This window comes from Streptomyces sp. NPDC060366 (assembly GCF_042725135.1).
Taxonomy (GTDB): Bacteria; Actinomycetota; Actinomycetes; order Streptomycetales; family Streptomycetaceae; genus Streptomyces.
The window spans coordinates 652,867-673,211 of record NZ_JBHXDC010000003.1 but is presented as its reverse complement, the minus strand read 5'-3'; the positions used below and the strand labels follow the sequence as shown (position 1 = coordinate 673,211).

The following is a 20,345-nucleotide window of genomic DNA, read 5'->3' as shown; positions in this document are numbered from 1 at the left end:
TACGTCGGCACCTTCCGGCGCCGCGACTGCCCGCGGGTGCGGAGCCGCGACCGCGCGGCGCCACTTGCCGCGACCGGTCAACCCACTGGTGACGGCCCCGTCCCGCCGTGAACAATGCCTCCATGACTGTTCTCGGCGCCGTCTTCCGCCCCCAACTGCCCCCCGAACGACTCCGCGACATCGCCCGCACCGCGGACGACGCGGGCCTGGACGAGCTGTGGCTCTGGGAGGACTGCTTCCTGGAGAGCGGTATCGCCAGCGCCTCCGCCGCCCTGGCCTGGACGGAGCGGCTGCGCGTCGGGGTCGGTCTGCTCCCCGTACCCCTGCGCAACGTCGCGCTGACGGCGATGGAGGCCGCCACCCTGCACCGGCTGTTCCCGGGGCGGGCGATCCTCGGGGTCGGCCACGGCGTCCAGGACTGGATGGCGCAGACCGGTTCGCGCGTCGAGTCCCCCGTGACGCTGCTCCGCGAGCATCTGCTGGCGCTGCGCGCGCTGCTGGCGGGCGAGCGGGTGACCGCGGACGGGCGGTACGTGAAGCTGGACGCCGTCGCCCTCGACTGGCCGCCGTCCACCGACCCCGCGCCGCCCGCCGTGTTCGCCGGGGCCACCGGACCGCGCACGATGCGACTGACGGGCGAGGCCGCCGACGGCACCATCCTGACCGGTGGCACGACGCCCGACGAGGTACGCCGCTCACGCCAACTCATCGCGGAGGGACGGGAGTCGGCGGGCCGCACCGGTCATCATCCGGTGGTCGTCTATCTCCACACGGCGACCGGTACGAGCGGCGCCGAACGGCTTCGGGCGGAGCTCGACGCCACCGGTCTGCCGCACGGAGTGGCGGGCCCGGCCGCCGCCGTCGCCGAGGCCGTGCAGGCGCTTGTGGAGGCCGGAGCCGACACCGTGGTCCTCCAGCCGACGCCCGACGAACCGGACCCGGAGGGCTTCATCCGTTTCACGGCCGCCGAGGTCAGCCCGCTCGTGCCCCGGACGGAGTGAGGGCTGCACGGGGATTGACCTTGAGATTGACGCGGTCCTACGGTCGCCGGGCAGCCCTTCGTGGCTAAATGAGGAGGTCGTGCCCGTGCGCCCCACCGCCCCACTGTTCCTCGTCACGGTCCTGGCCGCCGGTGCGCTCACGGCGTGCGGCGGCGGGTCCGGCAGTGATCCGGACACCATCAAGGTCGCCTACAACAGATCGACGGACAACAAGATCCGCTTCAAGGACAACTATCTGGAGTCCGTGAAGAAGGACTTCGAGAAGAACAATCCGGGCAAGAAGGTCGAGCTCATACCGATCCAGGCCCCGGACAACGACTACGCCACCAAGGCGCAGCAGATGATGCGCTCCCCGAAGACCGCGCCCGATCTGGTCTACGAGGACACCTTCCGCATCAACTCCGACATCAAGGCCGGCTATCTGCGCCCGCTGGACGAGTATCTGGACAAGTGGGCCGACTGGGACCAGTTCGTCGACACGGCGAAGTCGGCCGCCAAGGCGGAGGACGGCAAGACGTACGGCGTCCCGGACGGCACCGACACCCGCGGCCTCTGGTTCAACAAGAAGATCTTCGCCGACGCGGGGCTGCCCGCCGACTGGCAGCCCAAGAACTGGGCCGAGGTCCTGGACGCGGCGCGCACCGTCAAGGAGAAGGTCCCGGACGCAATCCCGCTGAACGTCTACACCGGCAAGGGCCCCGGCGAGGCGGCGGTGATGCAGGGCTTCGAGATGCTGCTGTACGGCACGGGCGAGGACCCGCTCTACGACCCGTCGGCGAAGAAGTGGGTGGCGGGCAACAAGGGCTTCGAGGACGCGCTCGAGTTCGTACGCACCGTGTACTCCGAGAAGTTGGGGCCCGACGTCTCCGACGCGCTCGACCCCAACATCGGTACGCGCGTCGCGACCGAGTTCTTCCCCGAGGGCAAGCTGGCGATCTCCCTCGACGGGTCCTGGATGGGGCAGAACTGGATCAACAAGGGGCCCAAGGAGTGGCCCGAGTGGTCCACCGAGCTGGCCCAGGCACCGATGCCGACGCAGAACGGGCAGGCGCCCGGCAGCGTGTCGATGTCCGGCGGGTGGGCGTGGTCGATCCCGCAGAAGGCCCAGAACCCTGACCTGGCCTTCGAGTTCATCAAGACGCAGCAGACGAAGGAGAACGCCGTCGAGTGGGATGTCGTCGGCGCGCAGATCGCCGTCCGTGAGGATGTGGCGGCGGATCCGAGGTATCTGAAGTCGATGCCCGGTATCGACTTCTTCACGAAGCTCGTCGAGGTGACCAACTACCGCCCCGCGCTGCCTGTTTACCCCCAGGTCTCGTCCGCGATCGGTGAGGCGATGGAGTCGGTGACGACGGGTGACTCGTCGGCGGCGGACGCCGCGAAGGCGTACGACGAGCAGTTGAAGACGATCGCCGAGGGCGCGGTGGTCGAGAAGTGAGCACCACCTCGGACACGGCGTCGGCGGCGGTGACGGCGGCGGCACCGTGAGCGCGGTGAGCACCGCGGGCGGCCCGGTGAGCAAGGGCGGGCCCGCGGTGCCGACGGGTGGCAGCGAGCGCGACGAGGGCGGTGGCCGTGGCGGTCGCAAGTCGCGCCCGCTGCGCTGGCTGCCGCTGGCCCCGGCGACCGTGCTGCTGCTCCTGTTCCTCGCCGGGCCGATCGGTTACTGCGTCTGGATCGCCTTCACCAACACGCAGTTGACGGGTTCGTCCACCTCCGACTTCGTCGGTCTGGACAACTTCCGGCGGGCGTTCGCGGACGACAACTTCCGTAACGCGGTGTGGCTGACGCTCGTCTTCACCTTCGTGTCGTCGATCGTCGGCCAGAACACGATCGGGCTGGCGCTGGCCGGGCTGATGCGGGCCGCGTCCCGGCCGGTGCGGACCGTCACGGGCGCCGTCGTGATCGCGGCGTGGGTGCTGCCGGAGATCGTCGCGGCGTTCCTGCTGTACGCGTTCTTCCGCCGCGAGGGGACGCTGAACGCCATCCTGGACTGGCTCCATCTGCCGTCCCAGAACTGGCTGTTCACCCTGCCGATCCTGGCGGTGTCGTTCGCCAACGTATGGCGCGGGACGGCGTTCTCGATGCTGATCTACTCCGCCGCGCTGTCCGAGATCCCGAAGGACATCACGGAGGCGGCGGAGGTCGACGGCGCGAACGGCGTACGGCGGCTGTGGCACATCACGCTGCCGATGATCCGGCGTTCCATCGGCACCAATCTGATGCTCAACACGCTCTCCACCCTCTCCGTCTTCGGACTGATCTGGGCGATGACGCGTGGCGGGCCGGGCAACCGCAGCCAGACGCTGCCGGTGTTCATGTACGACCAGGCGTTCCTCAAGAGCCTGATCGGTTACGGCACGGCGGTCGCGCTGCTGCTGCTTCTCGTGGGCGCGCTGTTCTCGATCGTCTATGTGCGTCTGCTCAAGGTGGAGGTGTGATGAAGCGCGCCACTCGCGTCCGGCTCGCCTCGGACGCCGCGCTGTTCGTGGTGGCCGGGGCCTTCCTGCTGCCGCTGCTGTGGCTGGTGCTGTCCTCCCTCGACGCCGAGGCGGATCTGCGGGTACGGCTGCCGTCGTCGCCGACCACGGAGAACTTCAGCGCGGTCCTCACCGACGAGATCACGTTCACGCCGATGCTCAACAGCCTGCTGCTGTGCGGAAGCGCGACGCTGCTGACGGTGACATGCGCGGCGCTGGCGGCGTATCCGCTGTCCCGCTACCGCTCGCGGTTCAGCCGCCCCTATCTGCTGACGATCCTGTTCACGACGTGTCTGCCGATCACGGCGATCATGGTCCCGGTGTACGGACTGTTCGTCCAGGTCAACCTGATCGACACGATGTACGGTACGGCGCTGTTCCTCGCGACGTCCCAACTGCCTTTCTCCATCTGGCTGATGAAGAACTTCATGGACGGGGTGCCGACCGTCCTGGAGGAGGCGGCGTGGACGGACGGGGCCTCGATGCTCCAGACGCTGACCCGGATCGTGCTGCCGCTGATGGGGCCGGGTATGACGGTCGTGATGATCTACACGTTCATCCAGCTCTGGGGAAACTTCTTCGTCCCCTTCATGCTGCTCCTGTCCCCCGACCAACTGCCCGCGTCCGTGTCGATCTTCACCTTCTTCGGCAACTACGGCTCGGTGATCTACGGCCAGTTGGCGGCGTTCTCGATCCTCTACTCGACGCCCGTGCTGCTGCTGTACATCCTGATCTCGCGCCGGCTGGGCGGGGGCTTCGCGCTGGGCGGCGCGGTGAAGGGCTGAGTTCCGGCCGGACCGGATTCGGCCGGGACTGAACCGGTGGCCCCTCGAAGGGCGTCCTCATCAGCGTAGTTCGCTGTAGCCGACACCGGGAGACCCACCATGGAGCAACGGCAGACGACCGAGCCGGCCACCGTCACGACCACCGAGTTCGGCTCGGACGCCGTCAAGTCGCTGTCCCGGGCGGTGCGTCGGGCGGTCGGCCGCGAGAGCGCCGCCGTGGGCACCGAGCACCTCCTCCACTCGCTCCTCAGCGACACCGAGGAGCCCGGGTCCGCCCTGGTCCCCGGCGGCCGGGAGTCCAGCACGATCTGCGGGCACATCCGGGCCCGCGACGAGCGGCACTGGGCACGTGACGACAGCGGTCGCACCGCACCGGCCGAAGGCACGGACGACACCGACACCGACAGCGCGGACGGCCCTCACGCCCTCGACGACGCCCACGAGGTGGACGCCGTCTGGCGGGAAGCGGTGTGGATCGTGAGCCAGTCCGACCGGAGCCTGCGCGAGGAGGACGCGCGCGCCCCCGAGCCGTCCGGGGCGCTGCGGCTGACCCTGCTCGGCGCCCTGCGGCTGGCCCGCGAGGAGGGCGCGCACGACGTGCACGAGCGGCATCTGGCGCGGGCCCTGCTGGAGACACCCGGGAGCAGGGCGCTGGAGGCCCTGTCGCTGCGCCGGGTGGATGTGGCCGCGGCGGCCTCCGCACTGGACGCGCAGGCCGAGGCGGTACGCGCGGGCGCCGAGCCCTGGCCCGCCGAGGCCGAGGCCGTACTCGGCAGTGTCAAGCTGCTGCGGGGGGCCGGGCTGCTCGGCGAGCGCGGGGTGTGGTGGACGCGCGGCATGATGTCGTGGATGGCGCGCACGGCGGGTGACGGTTCGCCGCTCGTGCTGGTGATCAGCAACCAGGCCCAGCGTCAGGCCGTACGGCATGGCCGGACGGAGACGGAGCCGGTGGATCTGCTGCTCGCCGTCATGGCGGTGGACCGGGCGCTCACGGTCGCCGGGGTGTCGCTGCCGGAGGAACTGCTCGTGGTCAACTCCGCGGCGGACACGCTGCGTTCGGCCGGGATACGGCAGGCGGACCTGGTCCGCGCGGCGACAGCGGCGGCGGAGCCGCCGGCGCGGTACGCCGTTCCGGGCGATGTGGACCGGTCCGCGGAGACGGACAAGGTGGTGGCCTCGGCCCGGCTGCTGGCGGCGGAGCGGAGGGACGAGACGGCCGGCACCGCGCACGTGCTGATCGCCCTGCTCGACGCCCCCGAGGGCCCGGCCGCCCAACTGCTCCGCGAGTGCGGCGCGGACCCGGCCGCGCTCCGTACCCGCCTCGACGCGTCGCTCGGAGCCACGCCCGCGGCGTGACACCGTCCTTCGGGTGCCGGGCGAGCCGCGAGCCCGCCCGGCGCCCCGAAGATCCGCCGGACAGGACCCAGGCCGTGTCTTCGAAGTCCCGCCCGGCCCGCGACGCCTGGCACGGCACTTCGCCGCGTTGTCGGAGTCGGCCAAGTACGGCTGGGTGCATCGCAAGGCCGATCCTCCGCCTCGCGATGCACCCCACCAGCCGCCGCCGGCCCCGCCCTGCGGGCGGACGGCGCCACTTCGAAGACACGCCCTAGAAGACCGACTCCGCCTCGAACATCCGGTTCTCCGGCACCGTCTTGAGGCGCGTGACCGCCTCCGCGAGCGGCACCATCGACACCGATGTGCCATTCAGCGCCGTCATCCTGCCGAAGTCGCCGTTGTGGACCGCCTCCACCGCGTGCCAGCCGAAGCGGGTCGCCAGCACCCGGTCGTACGCGGTCGGCGTGCCCCCGCGCTGCACATGGCCGAGGATGACCGGCCTGGCCTCCTTGCCCATGCGCCGCTCCAGCTCACCCGCGAGGTGGTTGCCGATGCCCTCGAAGCGTTCGTGGCCGAACTGGTCGATCTCGCCCCGCACGTAGTGCATCGAACCCTCGGCCGGGTGCGCACCCTCGGCGACGCAGATGACCGCGAACTTCTTGCCGCGCGCGAAACGCTCCTCGACCATCTTCACGATGCTGTCGACCTCGAAGGGCCGCTCCGGCAGACAGATGCCGTGCGCGCCGCCCGCCATGCCCGACTCCAGCGCGATCCATCCGGCGTGCCGGCCCATGACCTCGACGACCATGACGCGTTGGTGCGACTCGGCCGTGGTCTTGAGCCGGTCGATGGCCTCGGTGGCGACCATCACTGCGGTGTCGAAGCCGAAGGTGCGGTCGGTGGAGGAGATGTCGTTGTCGATGGTCTTCGGAACGCCCACCACGGGCATGCCCGCGTCGGAGAGCATCCGGGCCGCCGTGAGGGTGCCCTCGCCGCCGATCGGGATGAGCGCGTCGATGCCGTACTTACGGCCCAACTCGTCGGCGCTCTCGGCCGCCTCCCGCAGCCGGCCGCGCTCCAGCCGGGCGGAACCGAGAATCGTGCCGCCGCGTGCCAGGATGCCGCTGACCGAGTCGAGGTCGAGGGGGCGGTAGTGGCCGTCGAGCAGGCCCTTGAAGCCGTCCTCGAAGCCGATGACCTCGTCGCCGTGTCCGGTCACGGCGCGGTGGACGACCGAGCGGATCACGGCGTTCAGGCCGGGACAGTCGCCACCTGCGGTGAGAACTCCGATACGCATCGCGCTGTGTCTCCTGCTCGCTCGGGGTGTGGTCTGGCTGCGGGCCCACGGGCCGTACCGCCTACCCGTCTCGGAGGCGCCGTACCCACCCCCACAGGTATTGTCAAGAGGGCTTTGCCACCCTAACGGGCCTAACGGCAGAAACAGGAATTTCGCTTCCCGCCCCACCACCGACGGGGCCGCACCACCTCCCCCTCTTGCCCCCCATCTTCGTCGAACAGGAGAGCACGCGTGACACGCAGCGTGTACGTGACCGGGATCGAACGCGGAGACGGCCGGCAGGTCGTCGAGCTGGGAGTCATGGAGCTTCTGACCCGCCAGGTGGACCGCGTGGGCGTGTTCCGTCCGCTGGTCCACGCCAACGGCCCCGACCGGCTGTTCGATCTGCTGCGCGCCCGTTACCGGCTCTCGCAGGACCCGGCGTCCGGCTACGGCCTCGGCTACGCGGAGGCGGCCGGGATCCAGGCCGACGGCGGTACGGACGAGCTGGTCTCGCAGCTCGTACGGCGCTTCCACGAGGTCTCGCGCGAGTACGAGGTCGTGCTCGTTCTCGGCACCGACTTCGCCGACACCCAGCTCCCCGACGAGCTGTCGCTCAACGCGCGGCTGGCGAACGAGTTCGGCGCCTCGGTCATACCGGTGGTCGGCGCCAAGGGCCAGCACGCCGACTCCGTGCAGGCCGAGGCGCGCAACGCCCACCGGGCGTACGCCGTGCTGGGCTGCGACATCCTCGCGATGGTCGTGAACCGGGTCGCCCCCGAGGACCGCGACGCGATCGACGCGCAGCTGCGGCAGCAGTTGCCGGTGCCCTGTTACACGCTGCCCGACGAGGCGGCGCTGGCCGCTCCGACCGTCTCGCAGATCACCCGGGCCCTCGGCGGCACGGTGCTGCTCGGCGACGAGGCCGGTCTGGCGCGCGACGCGCTCGACTTCGTCTTCGGCGGGGCGATGCTGCCGAATCTGCTGGGCGCCCTGACTCCGGGCTGTCTGCTGGTCACACCGGGCGACCGGGCCGATCTGGTGGTGGGCGCGCTCGCCGCGCACTCGGCGGGCACACCGCCCATCGCGGGCGTGCTGCTGACGCTGGACGAGCGGCCGGCCGATTCGGTCCTCACCCTCGCCTCCAAGCTCGCGCCCGGCACACCGGTCGTCTCGGTGGTCGCGGGATCCTTCCCCACGGCGGGCGAACTGTTCGCGCTGGAGGGGAAGTTGAGCGCCGACACACCGCGCAAGGCGGAGACGGCGCTGGGCCTCTTCGAGCGGTACGCGGACACCGGCGATCTGCTGGCGCGGATGTCGGTGGCGCGCAGCGGCCGGGTGACGCCGATGATGTTCGAGCACGATCTGCTGGAGCAGGCCCGCGCCGTACGCCGCCGGGTCGTCCTGCCGGAGGGCACGGAGGAGCGGGTGCTGCGCGCGGCCGATGTGCTGCTGCGCCGCGACGTCTGCGATCTGACGCTCCTCGGGGACGTCGACACCATCGTCAAGAAGGCCGCCGATCTCGGTATCGACCTTGCGGGCACGCAGCTCGTCGACCCGGCGACGGACGAGCTCCGGCAGCGGTTCGCCGAGCGCTACGCGGAGCTGCGGGCGCACCGGGGCGTGACGGTGGAGCTGGCGTACGACGTGGTGGCCGACGTGAACTACTTCGGGACGCTGATGGTCGACGCGGGGCTGGCGGACGGCATGGTCTCGGGCTCCGTGCACTCCACGGCGGCCACGATCCGCCCGGCGTTCGAGATCATCAAGACGGTCACGCCCACTTCGAGCGTCTCCTCGGTCTTCTTCATGTGCCTGGCCGACAAGGTGCTGGTGTACGGCGACTGCGCGGTGATCCCGGACCCGGACGCCGGGCAGCTCGCGGACATCGCGGTGCAGGCCGCCGCGACCGCCGCCCGGTTCGGCGTCGAGCCGCGGATCGCGATGCTCTCGTACTCGACGGGGACCTCGGGTTCGGGCGCGGACGTCGACAAGGTGCGCGAGGCGACGAAGCTGGTGCGCGCGGCGCGGCCCGAGCTGAGGATCGAGGGGCCGATCCAGTACGACGCGGCGGTGGAGCCGTCCGTCGCCGCGACGAAGCTGCCGGAATCGGAGGTGGCGGGGCGCGCGACGGTGCTGATCTTCCCCGACCTGAACACCGGCAACAACACGTACAAGGCCGTGCAGCGTTCGGCGGGCGCGGTGGCGGTGGGTCCCGTGATGCAGGGGCTGCGCAAGCCGGTGAACGACCTCTCGCGCGGCGCCCTGGTCCAGGACATCGTGAACACCGTCGCCATCACCGCTGTCCAGGCGCAGGGCGACGGCGCGTGACACCGTCCGGTCCCGGCGACAACGTCCCCTCCACGAAAGGCATCCCGCCCGTGACCTCGCAGGCCACCCGAGTCCTCGTGCTCAACTCCGGTTCCTCCTCGGTGAAGTACCAGCTGCTGGACATGCGCGACGGCACCCGTCTCGCCGTCGGCCTCGTCGAGCGCATCGGCGAGAGCGCGTCGCGGCTGGTGCACACGCCGTCGGGCGACGGCGCGGGCCGGCGCGAGCGCACGGGGCGGATCGCCGACCACGAGCGGGCGTTGCAAGCCGTCGCCGAGGAACTGGCCCTGGACGGCATGGGTATCGACTCCCCCGAGCTGGCGGCGATCGGCCACCGTGTGGTGCACGGCGGGCTGGAGTTCAGCGCGCCGACGGTGATCGACGACGCCGTGCTCGCGGAGATCGAGCGGCTGGTGCCGGTGGCGCCGCTGCACAACCCGGCGAACATCACCGGCATCAGGACCGCGCGGGCGCTGCGCCCCGATCTGCCGCAGGTCGCCGTCTTCGACACCGCGTTCCACACGACGATGCCGGAGCACGCAGCGCGGTACGCGATCGACGTCGCCACGGCCGACGCGCACCGGATCCGGCGCTACGGCTTCCACGGCACGTCGCACGCGTATGTCTCCCGGCGGGCCGCCGAGCTTCTGGGCCGCGCGCCCGAGGAGCTGAACCTGATCGTGCTGCACCTGGGCAACGGGGCGTCGGCGTCGGCCGTCGCGGGCGGGCGCTGTGTGGACACCTCGATGGGGCTGACCCCCTTGGAGGGCCTGGTGATGGGTACGCGCTCCGGGGACATCGATCCGGCGGTGGTCTTCCATCTGGAGCGCGTCGCCGGAATGGACACCGACGAGATCGACGAACTGCTCAACAAGAAGAGCGGGTTGACGGGGCTCTGCGGTGACAACGACATGCGGGAGATCCGCCGCCGGGTCGACGCGGGTGACGCCGCGGCGACGCTGGCCTTCGACATTTACATCCACCGTCTGAAGAAGTACATCGGCGCCTATTACGCGGTGCTCGGCCGGGTGGACGCGGTGGTGTTCACTGCGGGCGTCGGCGAGAACGCGGCGCCGGTGCGGGAGGCCGCGATCGCCGGGCTCGGGGAGTTGGGGCTGGTAGTCGACGCGGAACTCAACGCCGTACGGTCCGGCGAGCCGCGCCTCGTGTCGCCGGAACACGCGCGCGTCGCCGTCGCCGTGGTGCCGACCGATGAGGAAATGGAGATCGCCCGCCAGACCTTCGCGTTGGTCGACGCCTGAGCGCCACCCCGCCCATTTGTACTTTCCGCCAGACGGAATATTCCGAGCCGAAACAAACCGATAGGATCCGCCTTATGCGCCGTTCCAAAATCGTCTGCACACTAGGCCCCGCCGTCGACTCGTACGAGCAGTTGAAATCGCTCATCGAGGCCGGTATGAACGTGGCCCGACTGAATATGAGCCACGGGTCCCACCCCGAGCACGAGGAGCGGTACCACCGCGTCCGGAAGGCGGCCGAGGCCACCGGCCGGGCCGTGGGCGTGCTCGTCGACCTCCAGGGCCCGAAGATCCGGCTGGAGACCTTCGCCGAGGGCCCCGTCGAGCTGGTGCGGGGTGACGAGTTCGTCATCACCACCGAGGATGTCGCCGGGGACAAGGGCATCTGCGGCACCACCTACAAGGGCCTGCCCGGCGACGTCGCGAAGGGCGACCAGGTCCTGATCAACGACGGCAACGTCGAGCTGCGCGTGACCGAGGTCGAGGGCCCGCGGGTCAGGACGCTGGTCATCGAGGGCGGGGTCATCTCCGACCACAAGGGCATCAACCTGCCGGGTACGGCGGTCAATGTCCCGGCGCTCTCCGAGAAGGACGTCGAGGACCTGCGCTTCGCCCTGCGGATGGGCTGCGACATGATCGCGCTGTCCTTCGTGCGCGACGCGGACGACATCAACGACGTTCACAAGATCATGGACGAGGAGGGCCGCCGGGTCCCCGTCATCGCGAAGGTCGAGAAGCCGCAGGCCGTCGCCAACATGGAGGCCGTCGTCGCGGCGTTCGACAGCATCATGGTGGCCCGTGGCGACCTGGCGGTCGAGTACCCGCTCGAAAAGGTCCCGATGGTGCAGAAGCGCCTCATCGAGCTGTGCCGCCGCAACGCCAAGCCGGTGATCGTGGCGACGCAGATGATGGAGTCGATGATCACCAACTCCCGTCCCACGCGCGCCGAGGCGTCGGACGTGGCGAACGCGATCCTGGACGGGGCGGACGCGGTGATGCTGTCGGCGGAGTCCTCCGTCGGCGCGTATCCGGTCGAGACGGTCAAGACGATGTCGAAGATCGTCGTCGCGGCCGAGACCGAGCTGCTGTCGAAGGGTCTCCAGCCGCTCGTGCCGGGCAAGAAGCCCCGTACGCAGGGTGGTTCGGTCGCCCGCGCGGCCTGCGAGATCGCGGACTTCCTGGGCGGCAAGGCGCTGATCGCCTTCACCCAGTCCGGCGACACGGCCCGCCGGCTGTCGCGCTACCGCACCTGTCAGCCGATCCTCGCCTTCACGACGGACGAGGCGACGCGCAACCAGCTCTCGCTGAGCTGGGGCGTCGAGTCCTTCGTCGTACCGCACGTGAACACCACGGACGCGATGGTCGACCTCGTGGACGCGGAGCTGCTGAAGCTCCAGCGCTACAGCGAGTCGGACACGATGATCATCACGGCCGGCTCCCCTCCGGGCGTCCCCGGCACGACGAACATGGTCCGCGTCCACCACCTGGGCGGCACGGCCCCCACCCAGAACTGAACGCGCAATCGCCGGACGGGCTCGAAGTGAGCCCGTCCGGCGATCGAGGACGAAACCGCGCGCTAGTCGGTGATGTAGTTGTCCAGGCCGGGGACCGTCAGCGTGCCGCCGAACTGGCCCGCCTGGAGCACCTCCACGTCCGTGAAGAAGGCGAACGGGACGTTGAGCGGCGGCGGGGTCTCCGGGCTGAACGTGATCGGGATCAGCCCGAACAGGTTGCCCTTCAACTCCTCCGTGTACATGGTGACTTGACCGTCGCGAATGGTCGACGTCGAGTCCGGCCTGCTCGCCACGTGCGCCGTACGGCCCTCGGGGTAGACGACCTTCTGGTGCAGGTCCTTGATGTCCACCTCCGAGGCGGTGAACTTCAGCGCCTTCTTGATCTTGCCGCTGCCCGTCTTCACCTCGACGATGCCGTGGTAGTCCAGACCCCGCAGCGTGAGCTTGGTGCTCTCCAGTCGCCACGGGTCGTCCGGCAACAGCGGGATGCCCGGCTCCAGTTCGGCGGCGGCGAGCGCCTCCGGGTCCGCCTCGGGGCAGGGGAAGCGCGGCTTGCCGTCGGCGCCCACGGGGATGTCGTCGTCCTTGCGCGCCTCAAGTCCCTTCGCGGCGTCGTCGAGTTCCTCGACCTCCGCGCCGGCCTTGTCCGCGGCGTCCCTGATGGCGTCCTCGGTACTGTCGGCGCCACCGGGCTTCTCCGCCCCGGGCTCCGTGTCCGGCTTCGGGTCCGCCGGCTCGTCCGCCTCGGGCTTCTCGGGCTCCGGGTCGGCCGGTTTGTCCGGTGCCGGCTCGTCCTCGTCCTTGTCCGGTACGCCGAGGAGGTCGCCCAGCGCGTCGCCCAACCCCAGCGGGTCCAGCGGGTCCTTGGACTTCGACGCGCTCGGCTCCGGCGCGGGCTCCTTGGGCGCGGCCGGCTTCTGCGCGTCGGAGGCGGGCGGTGTCTCGCCGGGCGTGGGCCCGGGAGCGTCACCGTCGTCCCCGTCACCGCCGGTGGGCGGCTTCGGCTCGTCCGTGGCATCCCCTGACGGATCCCCGGACGCGTCGTCCGACGGCTTCTCGGACGGTGACGGCGAAGCCGACTCCTCCGGCGGCTCGTCGGAGCGCGTGACGCACGGCCCCGGCGCGAACGGAATGTCCTTGGCGTCCTCGGCGAGCGCGAGCCGGGGCGTGAGCCCCATCCCGACGAACACCGCGGTCGGCATCGCGGCCAGCGCGAACGCCTTGCCGGCCGGGATCTGGAGCTTGGTCAGCAGCGACTTCCTGGGGGCGGCGTGGCGCGGGCCGCTTCTCTCGCGGGCCTGCCCGCCTCCGGCCGTCTCCGGCCGCGTGTCGTCACCCCGCACTGTTCCTCCCGCCGTTGGCATGGACAGTCGTCTCCGTCAGATTCGGGTCCCCGTCAGACGGGCCGGGGAGAAAAGGGCCGTCCCCGCCCCCGTCCGGGGTGCCCTGGTCGACGGCTCCGCCGTCGGGCCCGAACGTCTGCTGTCGTACGGCGGTGTGCTTGCCGGACCGGTCGTCGGCCCGGTGGTCGTCGTGCTCATCGTCGGACCCCGCGGGCCGGCCCGGCGCCCAGGAGATGGACAGGGCTCCGCCTATGAGGGCGAGCAGGAACCCGATGCCGAATCCGCCGATGTTGGCCACGGGTATGGAGACGAGCCCCAGCAGAATGGTGGCGACGCCGGCGAACACCCGCACGATGCTCTGGAACCACATCGTCAGTCCCAGGGTGGCCAGCAGGACACCGATGATCAGCGAGCCCGCGCCCGCCGTGGTGGCCATCGTCAGCGTGAGATGGCCCAACTTGAGCTCGGCGTAGGGGAAGTAGACGATCGGCACCCCGCTGAGGATCGCCAACAACCCCGCCCAGAACGGCCGAGTACCCCGCCAGGCGCGGAAGCGCAGCCGCCAGTACGTGAATCGGCCGCGGGGATCCGAAGGCTCGGCGCTCATGGAAAACAGCTCCCTGGAACCAGTGTTGCTGTGAGAGATTGGGGGAGTCGGGCGGACGCGACCGCGTCGTGCGGGGCGCGCCCGCCCCAGGGGGCGAAGTGCTCAGGACCCGATGGGGGTCTAGTAGCACTCCTTGGTGCCCTTGTGCAGCTTCAGGCTCAGACCGCTGAGCTCGAAGGTGCCGGCCGTGGTCGCCCACGCCGTCTGCTTCACATCGGTCAGCGTCGCCTCTTCGGCGCGCTGTGCGAAGCCGAAGGGGTTGACCTTCTTCTCGGTCCCCGGCTGGATCCTCGTGTCGCCGGCCGCCACACCGATGTCGATGTTCTTGAACTTGGCGTCGGCTTCGAGCTTGGCGACGTCCAGATACAGGTTGGTCGCCTTGACCGGCTTCGCGCTGTCCTGGCCGGCCCGCAGCTCAAGGCTGATGCTGCCGAAGACCGGAACGTCCGGAGTGACCACCGACTGGCACATGTTGCTGATCGTGGCCGAGCTGAAACCGGAAACGGCGACCGGGTGGACGGTCTTGTTGCCCTTGAGATCGGTGCCGTCGGCGAGGCTTCCGTACTGAACGAAGTCCTGGCCCACCAACTGGTCGGCCGAGACCTTGAAACTCTGCCCCGACACACTGAACGACGCGGCGAGCGCGCCCTGTGCGAGAGCGACACCTATCGCGGCCGTCGCGGCCACGCTCGGCACCATGACGACGGCGAACCGCTTCCATCTGGTCCCGCCACGTGCTTGGGACTCCATCACTTTCCTCCTTCTCGGACGTACATCTCCGGATCGGGCGTCGGCCCGTCCTGGGATGGGAGAAGTGCTACGTCCTCGGGAAGGAGAGCGCCGTTAAGTATCAGCGGAACGAGCCGCGTCAGAATCATCGACGATCACCCCCGAGCGACAACCACTGGGCCACGCGCGTCGCGTGGCCGCCGGACAGGCCCCGCCGGTCGGCGGGAACCCCCCTGTCCCCGGGTCGGCGCCACCGCTCCGCCGGCCCGCCCGGTGGGGACCCTATTGCGCCGGGCACGACTGGGTCGCCGTACCGGTGCGCTGTCGGACCGAGCGTGGACGATCGTGGTGTATTCACGCTCGGGACACAAGGGGGTTCGTTACTGGCAAGTAATGAGTGATTCACGCGGGAGCCACGGGGCGACGCCGAGCGGGCACACAGGGTGCCTCAAATCGCCTCGACGAAACTCGCGAATACCACCAATAACCGGACAGACCAAGGCGGTTGATTTACTCGGAGTAACAGCGACCCCGCTTTACCAAGTTTTGGTAAAGCGGGGTCGTCGGTGTCGTCGAGTCGGCAAATCGTTATGCGCCGCCTCGCAGCGCGTGACGGAGGCGGGCCAACCTCAGAAAAGGACCCTGGCAAGTGCCTGTCGGGCCGCGGTCACCCGCGGGTCGTCCGAGCCGATCACCTCGAAGAGTTCGAGCAGTCGCAGCCGCGCCGCGTCCCTGTCCTCACCCGCGGTGCGCCGAACCGCCTCGACCAACCGGCCGAAGGCGTCCTCCACATGACCGCCGACCAGATCGAGGTCCGCGGCGGCGATCTGCGCGGGGACGTCGTCCGCCCGCTCCGCCGCCTCCTTGCGCACCTGCTGCGGGTCCATCCCCTTCACACGGGAGAGCAGTTCGGCCTGGGCGAGACCGAGCTTCGCCTCGGTGTTGCCGGGGTCGTCGGCGAGCACGTTGCGGTACGCCTGCGCGGCGCCGCCGAAGTCGTCGGCGTCCAGCGCGCGGACGGCGGCTTCGAGCAGCGCGTCGTACGGCCCCACCCGCTCCTCCGGTTCGGCCTCCGCGTCGGGCTCCGCGCCTGCCTCGGCGTCGACAGTGATGCCGGTGAGGCCGAAGCGCTGCTCGCCGACCTGGATCAACTGGTCCAGCGTCTCGCGGATCTGGGCCTCGGGGGCCGCGCCCTGGAAGAGGGGCAGCGCCTGGCCCGCCACCACGGCGAAGACCGCGGGGATGCCCTGGATCTGAAACTGCTGCATCAGCATCTGGTTGGCGTCGACGTCGACCTTGGCGAGAACGAACCGGCCGTTGTACTCACGGGCCAGCCGCTCCAGTACGGGACTGAGCTGCTTGCACGGCTCGCACCACTCGGCCCAGAAGTCGATGACGACCGGGACCTCGGCGGAGCGCTGGAGGACGTCGCGCTCGAAGCCCGCCTCGTCGACGTCGATCACAAGACTGGAGGGGGGTACGGCACCGGTGTCGCCCCGACGGGCCGCCTCGGCGCGGGCCTGCTCGGCCTTGGCCTTGGCCTCACCGGCCGCCTTCACCGCGGCGAGATCGACGACGCCGCTCATGGACATGTTCCTAGGCTGCATGAGTACATCCTCCCCTCTCCGCGCGCGCATGTGAAAAGCAATCGGACATCTCGCGCCGTCCGCCCCGGCGAGAACGAACCGCCCACACACGACCGCGCCCGTCGCGGGGCCCCGCGGGATGCGGAGCGCACGGTCGGACACGGCCTTCGCGCCCCGCGCGAGCCTGAACACGTTCGGGGCAAATCCCCCGTGGGGGACCGGGTTTCGGCACGGGGTCCCCACCCCGTGCCAGTGGTCGCCGCTCAAGAACCGCTCAAGTAGAAACGGTCTTTCGCTACGGGTCGTAGCGTAACCGACAAGCTCCCTCGTCCGTGTGAGATTCATCCGGTGAACTGACTCACAACGGATTCCTTACCGACGGGTATGGTCGCGGGCATGCTGAGCCGCAGCCACCGCAGTCCCAACCGTTCCGGACGTCCCCGCAGCGCCGCGGCCGACGCGGCGATCCTGCTGGCGACCCGGGCCGCGCTGGTGGAACTGGGCTGGTCCAAGCTGTCGATGGGCGACGTCGCCGCACGCGCGGGGGTCGCCAAGACGACGCTCTACCGGCGCTGGGCGAGCAAGAACGAGTTGGTGGTCGACGCGGTCGCCGTCCTCTTCGACGAGATCGAGATCCACGACCGGGGCAGCCTCAGCGCCGACATCGAGGGCGTCGTACTCCAGTTCGCCGCCCTGCTGGACCGGCCGGAGACCAAGACGGCGCTGATGGCGGTGGTCGCCGAGTCGACGCGGGACGACGCGCTGCGCGACCGGATCCGTACGGCGATCGTCGACCGGCAGAAGGGCCTGGTGCTCAAGGGCCGCGAACGGGCGCAGGCGCGGGGCGAGTTGCCGTACGAGAGCGACCCCGAGGCGGCGGCCCGCAACGCCGACCTGATCTTCGACGTGATCGCGGGCGCCGTGGTGCACCGGACGCTGGTGAGCGCGGAGCGGGTGGACGAGGAGTGGGCCCGCGGTTTCACGCTGCTGCTGGTGGCGGGACTGGGCGCGATCCAGGGGCCCTGAGAGCGGGCTTGAACGGGAGCGTGAACGCCGTCCGTGGTCCCGGTGCCGGCTGACCGACCGGGACAGCGACTTCGAGGCCGTGTACGGCGATCTGATCGCCCGCGGCAGGCCGGCCGAGGATTCGGGCACGTATCTCCTCACGGAGGCGGGAGAGGCCGGCCGGCCGGACGCCAGGGAGCGGCTGGGCAAGGCGAACGAGCGGGGGCGCGACGGCATCGCGCCCTGCCACGCAAGAGCGCGCGCGCCGACCGCTGAGCGGGTCCCCCGTCCCCGGAGCGGTCCCTGCCCGGCCGTCAGAAGCCGGGCGGCTCCGTGTACGTGCCCCACTCGTCCCGCAGCACGCCGCAGATCTCGCCCAGCGTCGCCTCCGCGCGGACGGCCTCCAGCATCGGTCCGATCATGTTCGACCCGTCGCGCGCGGAGGCCAGCATCGCGTCCAGCGCCGTACGGACGGCGGCGTCGTCACGGGCCGACTTGCGCTCAGCGAGCTCCGCCACCTGGTCGCGTTCGACCTCGTGGCTGACCCGCAGGATCTCCAGGTCGCCGGTGACCGAGCCGTGGTGGACGTTGACGCCGACGACCCGCTTGTCGCCCTTCTCCAGCGCGCGCTGGTACTGGAAGGCGGACTCGGCGATCTCGCCGGTGAACCAGCCGTCCTCGATGCCGCGCAGAATGCCGGACGTGATCGGGCCGATGGGGTGCTGCCCGTCGGGGTGCGCGCGCAGGCCGCGCTCCTTGATCTGCTCGAAGATCTTCTCCGCGTCGGCCTCGATGCGGTCGGTGAGCTGCTCCACGTACCAGGAACCGCCCAGCGGGTCGGCGACGTTGGCGACGCCGGTCTCCTCCATGAGCACCTGCTGGGTGCGGAGCGCGATCTCGGCGGCCTGCTCGCTGGGGAGCGCCAGGGTCTCGTCGAGGGCGTTGGTGTGCAGCGAGTTCGTGCCGCCGAGGACCGCCGACAGGGCCTCGACCGCGGTCCGTACGACGTTGTTGTACGGCTGCTGCGCGGTGAGCGAGACGCCCGCCGTCTGGGTGTGGAAGCGCAGCCACTGCGCCTTGTCCGTCTTCGCGCCGTACATCTCCTTCATCCAGCGCGCCCAGATCCGGCGCGCGGCACGGAACTTGGCGATCTCCTCGAAGAAGTCGAGGTGCGCGTCGAAGAAGAAGGACAGACCGGGGGCGAAGACGTCGACGTCCATGCCGCGCGAGAGGCCCAGCTCCACGTAGCCGAAGCCGTCGGCGAGGGTGTACGCCAGCTCCTGCGCGGCCGTGGCCCCGGCCTCACGGATGTGGTAGCCGGAGACGGAGAGGGGCTTGTACGCGGGGATGGACGCCGCGCAGTGCTCCATCAGGTCGCCGATCAGGCGCAGATGGGGCTCGGGCTGGAAGAGCCACTCCTTCTGCGCGATGTACTCCTTGAAGATGTCGGTCTGGAGCGTGCCGTTCAGTACGGCGGGGTCGATGCCCTGGCGCTCGGCGGCGACCAGATACATGCAGAAGACCGGGACGGCGGGGCCGCTGATGGTCATGGACGTCGTGACGTCCCCGAGCGGGAGATCGCCGAAGAGGATCTCCATGTCGGCGGCGGAGTCGATCGCGACGCCGCAGTGGCCGACCTCGCCGAGGGAGCGCGGGTCGTCCGAGTCGCGTCCCATCAGGGTCGGCATGTCGAAGGCGACGGAGAGACCGCCGCCGCCGTTGGCGAGGATGGTCTTGTAGCGCTCGTTGGTCTGGCGCGCGTTGCCGAAGCCGGCGAACTGGCGGATCGTCCACGTACGGCCCCGGTATCCGGTCGCGTGCAGTCCACGGGTGAAGGGGTACTCACCCGGCCAGCCGATCCGCTCGAATCCCTCGTACGTGTCACCGGGGCGCGGCCCGTAGACCGGCTCGACGGGGTCGCCCGAGAGCGTGGAGAAGTCCGCGTCCCGCTTGCGGGCCTTGTCGTAACGGGCCTGCCAGCGCTGGCGGCCTTCCTCGATCGCTGCGGTCTCGGCCTGCGCGTGAGCGTCCATACCTCGAATTTACTAGGACGTCCTAGTAAAAGTCGAACGTAAACCGCCGCGAGTTTCCTCACGGCGGTGGGCGGGACCGGGGCCGGGCGGCTCCCCGACGGGCTCGGAGCCGGGCTCAGGCCTCGACGGGGGCGGTCTCGTCCCGGACGATCAGCGGCTGGACCTCTCGGGTGATCTTCGGTTCGACGAAGAACGAGGCGACCGGGATGCAGCCGGCGGCCAGCACCCACAGGAGCTTGCCGAAGGACCACTTCGCCTTGGAGCCCAGGTCGAAGGCGAAGACGACGTAGACGATGAAGAGCAGACCGTGGATCTGGGAGATCACCATGGTGTCGCCGGTGTCGAAGCCGTACTTCAGCACGATGGCGACGGTGAAGACCAGCAGCCAGACGGCGGTGATGTACGCCATGACCCGGTAGCGGGTCAGGATGCTCTGTTTCATGGCCACGAGCGTAACGCCCCGAAAAATCCCCCCGGACGCCGGGGCTCCGCGGGGGCGGCCCGCGGGTATCCTCCGGGGCCGCACCGGCGTGGGGCTCAGTGCTCCTCGAAGTCCTTGGCCGAGACACGCAGCGGGCGCAGTATCGCGAAGATCTCGGCGCACTCCTCCGCGTCGTACGCCCCGAGGCCGAACTCCATCTCCATCAGGTCGCGGGTCGCGGCCTCCACCACCTCGCGGCCCCTGTCGGTGATCGAGGCGAGCGTGCCGCGGCCGTCGTTGGGGTTGGGTCGCTTGTCGACCAGACCGGATTTGACCAGCCGGTCCACCGTGTTCGTGACGGACGTCGGGTGGACCATCAGCCGCTCGCCGATCTTGGACATGGTCAGCTCACCGGCCTTGGAGAAGGTGAGCAGCACCAGCGCCTCGTACCGCGCGAAGGTCAGTCCGTACGGTCTGACCACCGCGTCGACCTCGGCGAGCAGGATCTGGTGGGCCCGCATGATCGACGTGATGGCGCCCATCGACGGCACGGGGCCCCAGCGCTGCTGCCAGAGCTCGTCGGCTCGGGCGATGGGATCGAAGGCAAGGCTGAGCGGCTTGGACACGTCAGCGACCTTAC

17 protein-coding genes are annotated in these 20,345 nt (G+C 70.1%); 9 read left to right on the top strand and 8 right to left on the bottom strand.

Annotated elements, in window-relative coordinates; all coding sequences use genetic code 11:
* The first annotated feature begins 122 nt into the window (after positions 1 to 122).
* The 5 genes from ACFWHU_RS11940 (at position 123) to ACFWHU_RS11920 (ending at position 5,622) form a co-directional block, all read left to right on the top strand.
* The gene (locus ACFWHU_RS11940; protein WP_387224732.1) at positions 123 to 1,001 is read left to right on the top strand and encodes an LLM class flavin-dependent oxidoreductase; all 879 of its coding nucleotides are present in this window, start codon (positions 123 to 125) and stop codon (positions 999 to 1,001) included.
* Positions 1,002 to 1,086: 85 nt separating this feature from the next.
* Positions 1,087 to 2,439 (top strand): extracellular solute-binding protein, encoded by a 1,353-nt coding sequence (locus ACFWHU_RS11935; RefSeq protein ID WP_387224731.1) that lies wholly within the window; start codon positions 1,087 to 1,089, stop codon positions 2,437 to 2,439.
* Positions 2,440 to 2,599: 160 nt separating this feature from the next.
* Complete coding sequence (locus ACFWHU_RS11930; RefSeq protein ID WP_387224838.1) at positions 2,600 to 3,442, top strand: carbohydrate ABC transporter permease; 843 nt, start codon at positions 2,600 to 2,602, stop codon at positions 3,440 to 3,442.
* Entirely contained in the window at positions 3,442 to 4,266 is an 825-nt protein-coding gene (locus ACFWHU_RS11925; RefSeq protein ID WP_385800975.1) for a carbohydrate ABC transporter permease, read from the top strand. The genes ACFWHU_RS11930 and ACFWHU_RS11925 overlap by 1 nt, the downstream gene beginning before the upstream one ends.
* A gap of 99 nt (positions 4,267 to 4,365) precedes the next feature.
* On the top strand, positions 4,366 to 5,622 hold the full coding sequence (locus ACFWHU_RS11920) for a Clp protease N-terminal domain-containing protein (protein ID WP_387224730.1): 1,257 nt from the start codon (positions 4,366 to 4,368) through the stop codon (positions 5,620 to 5,622).
* A gap of 250 nt (positions 5,623 to 5,872) precedes the next feature.
* Here the strand turns inward: ACFWHU_RS11920 and ACFWHU_RS11915 are convergent, their stop codons facing one another.
* Positions 5,873 to 6,898 carry an ATP-dependent 6-phosphofructokinase gene (locus tag ACFWHU_RS11915; protein ID WP_387224728.1) on the bottom strand — a complete coding sequence of 342 codons (1,026 nt, stop codon included), beginning with the start codon at positions 6,896 to 6,898 and terminating at the stop codon, positions 5,873 to 5,875.
* Between the two features lie 231 nt (positions 6,899 to 7,129).
* On the opposite strand from ACFWHU_RS11915, the gene pta reads away from it, so the two are divergent.
* From pta to pyk, 3 genes are all read left to right on the top strand, one after another.
* A complete protein-coding gene (pta, locus tag ACFWHU_RS11910; RefSeq protein ID WP_385800981.1) occupies positions 7,130 to 9,208 on the top strand; it encodes a phosphate acetyltransferase in 2,079 nt (692 codons plus the stop codon).
* A 50-nt stretch (positions 9,209 to 9,258) separates the two neighbouring features.
* Positions 9,259 to 10,470 (top strand): acetate kinase, encoded by a 1,212-nt coding sequence (locus ACFWHU_RS11905; RefSeq protein WP_385801065.1) that lies wholly within the window; start codon positions 9,259 to 9,261, stop codon positions 10,468 to 10,470.
* Between the two features lie 74 nt (positions 10,471 to 10,544).
* Positions 10,545 to 11,981 carry a pyruvate kinase gene (gene pyk / locus ACFWHU_RS11900; protein ID WP_385800983.1) on the top strand — a complete coding sequence of 479 codons (1,437 nt, stop codon included), beginning with the start codon at positions 10,545 to 10,547 and terminating at the stop codon, positions 11,979 to 11,981.
* 62 nt (positions 11,982 to 12,043) lie between these two features.
* Here pyk and ACFWHU_RS11895 read toward each other — a convergent pair whose 3' ends face one another.
* From ACFWHU_RS11895 to ACFWHU_RS11880, 4 genes are all read right to left on the bottom strand, one after another.
* A complete protein-coding gene (locus tag ACFWHU_RS11895) occupies positions 12,044 to 13,324 on the bottom strand; it encodes a hypothetical protein (RefSeq protein ID WP_385800985.1) in 1,281 nt (426 codons plus the stop codon).
* On the bottom strand, positions 13,314 to 13,931 hold the full coding sequence (locus ACFWHU_RS11890; RefSeq protein ID WP_385800986.1) for a DUF6114 domain-containing protein: 618 nt from the start codon (positions 13,929 to 13,931) through the stop codon (positions 13,314 to 13,316). Before ACFWHU_RS11890 ends, ACFWHU_RS11895 begins: the two co-directional genes overlap by 11 nt.
* 120 nt (positions 13,932 to 14,051) lie before the next feature.
* The gene (locus tag ACFWHU_RS11885) at positions 14,052 to 14,681 is read right to left on the bottom strand and encodes a DUF6230 family protein (RefSeq protein ID WP_381794020.1); all 630 of its coding nucleotides are present in this window, start codon (positions 14,679 to 14,681) and stop codon (positions 14,052 to 14,054) included.
* A gap of 608 nt (positions 14,682 to 15,289) precedes the next feature.
* Positions 15,290 to 16,267 carry a tetratricopeptide repeat protein gene (locus ACFWHU_RS11880; protein ID WP_385800988.1) on the bottom strand — a complete coding sequence of 326 codons (978 nt, stop codon included), beginning with the start codon at positions 16,265 to 16,267 and terminating at the stop codon, positions 15,290 to 15,292.
* A 375-nt stretch (positions 16,268 to 16,642) separates the two neighbouring features.
* On the opposite strand from ACFWHU_RS11880, the gene ACFWHU_RS11875 reads away from it, so the two are divergent.
* Positions 16,643 to 17,272 (top strand): TetR/AcrR family transcriptional regulator, encoded by a 630-nt coding sequence (locus tag ACFWHU_RS11875; protein ID WP_385800990.1) that lies wholly within the window; start codon positions 16,643 to 16,645, stop codon positions 17,270 to 17,272.
* Positions 17,273 to 17,565: 293 nt separating this feature from the next.
* Here the strand turns inward: ACFWHU_RS11875 and ACFWHU_RS11870 are convergent, their stop codons facing one another.
* The 3 genes from ACFWHU_RS11870 to ACFWHU_RS11860 form a co-directional block, all read right to left on the bottom strand.
* Positions 17,566 to 19,284, bottom strand: coding sequence for a methylmalonyl-CoA mutase (locus ACFWHU_RS11870; protein ID WP_385800991.1), 1,719 nt, complete (start codon positions 19,282 to 19,284; stop codon positions 17,566 to 17,568).
* A 115-nt stretch (positions 19,285 to 19,399) separates the two neighbouring features.
* Positions 19,400 to 19,726 (bottom strand): DUF3817 domain-containing protein, encoded by a 327-nt coding sequence (locus ACFWHU_RS11865; protein WP_147873798.1) that lies wholly within the window; start codon positions 19,724 to 19,726, stop codon positions 19,400 to 19,402.
* A gap of 95 nt (positions 19,727 to 19,821) precedes the next feature.
* Positions 19,822 to 20,331 carry a MarR family winged helix-turn-helix transcriptional regulator gene (locus ACFWHU_RS11860; protein ID WP_385800994.1) on the bottom strand — a complete coding sequence of 170 codons (510 nt, stop codon included), beginning with the start codon at positions 20,329 to 20,331 and terminating at the stop codon, positions 19,822 to 19,824.
* Between the last annotated feature and the right edge of the window lie 14 nt (positions 20,332 to 20,345).

Excerpts from the sequence above, each read along its gene's own strand:
- ACFWHU_RS11940 (WP_387224732.1), top strand. The coding sequence starts at position 123 with ATGACTGTTCTCGGCGCCGTCTTCCGCCCCCAACTGCCCCCCGAACGA.
- ACFWHU_RS11925 (WP_385800975.1), top strand. The coding sequence starts at position 3,442 with ATGAAGCGCGCCACTCGCGTCCGGCTCGCCTCGGACGCCGCGCTGTTC.
- ACFWHU_RS11920 (WP_387224730.1), top strand. The coding sequence starts at position 4,366 with ATGGAGCAACGGCAGACGACCGAGCCGGCCACCGTCACGACCACCGAG.
- ACFWHU_RS11915 (WP_387224728.1), bottom strand. The coding sequence starts at position 6,898 with ATGCGTATCGGAGTTCTCACCGCAGGTGGCGACTGTCCCGGCCTGAAC.
- pyk (WP_385800983.1), top strand. The coding sequence starts at position 10,545 with ATGCGCCGTTCCAAAATCGTCTGCACACTAGGCCCCGCCGTCGACTCG.
- ACFWHU_RS11890 (WP_385800986.1), bottom strand. The coding sequence starts at position 13,931 with ATGAGCGCCGAGCCTTCGGATCCCCGCGGCCGATTCACGTACTGGCGG.
- ACFWHU_RS11885 (WP_381794020.1), bottom strand. The coding sequence starts at position 14,681 with ATGGAGTCCCAAGCACGTGGCGGGACCAGATGGAAGCGGTTCGCCGTC.
- ACFWHU_RS11880 (WP_385800988.1), bottom strand. The coding sequence starts at position 16,267 with ATGCAGCCTAGGAACATGTCCATGAGCGGCGTCGTCGATCTCGCCGCG.
- ACFWHU_RS11875 (WP_385800990.1), top strand. The coding sequence starts at position 16,643 with ATGCTGAGCCGCAGCCACCGCAGTCCCAACCGTTCCGGACGTCCCCGC.
- ACFWHU_RS11870 (WP_385800991.1), bottom strand. The coding sequence starts at position 19,284 with ATGGACGCTCACGCGCAGGCCGAGACCGCAGCGATCGAGGAAGGCCGC.
- ACFWHU_RS11865 (WP_147873798.1), bottom strand. The coding sequence starts at position 19,726 with ATGAAACAGAGCATCCTGACCCGCTACCGGGTCATGGCGTACATCACC.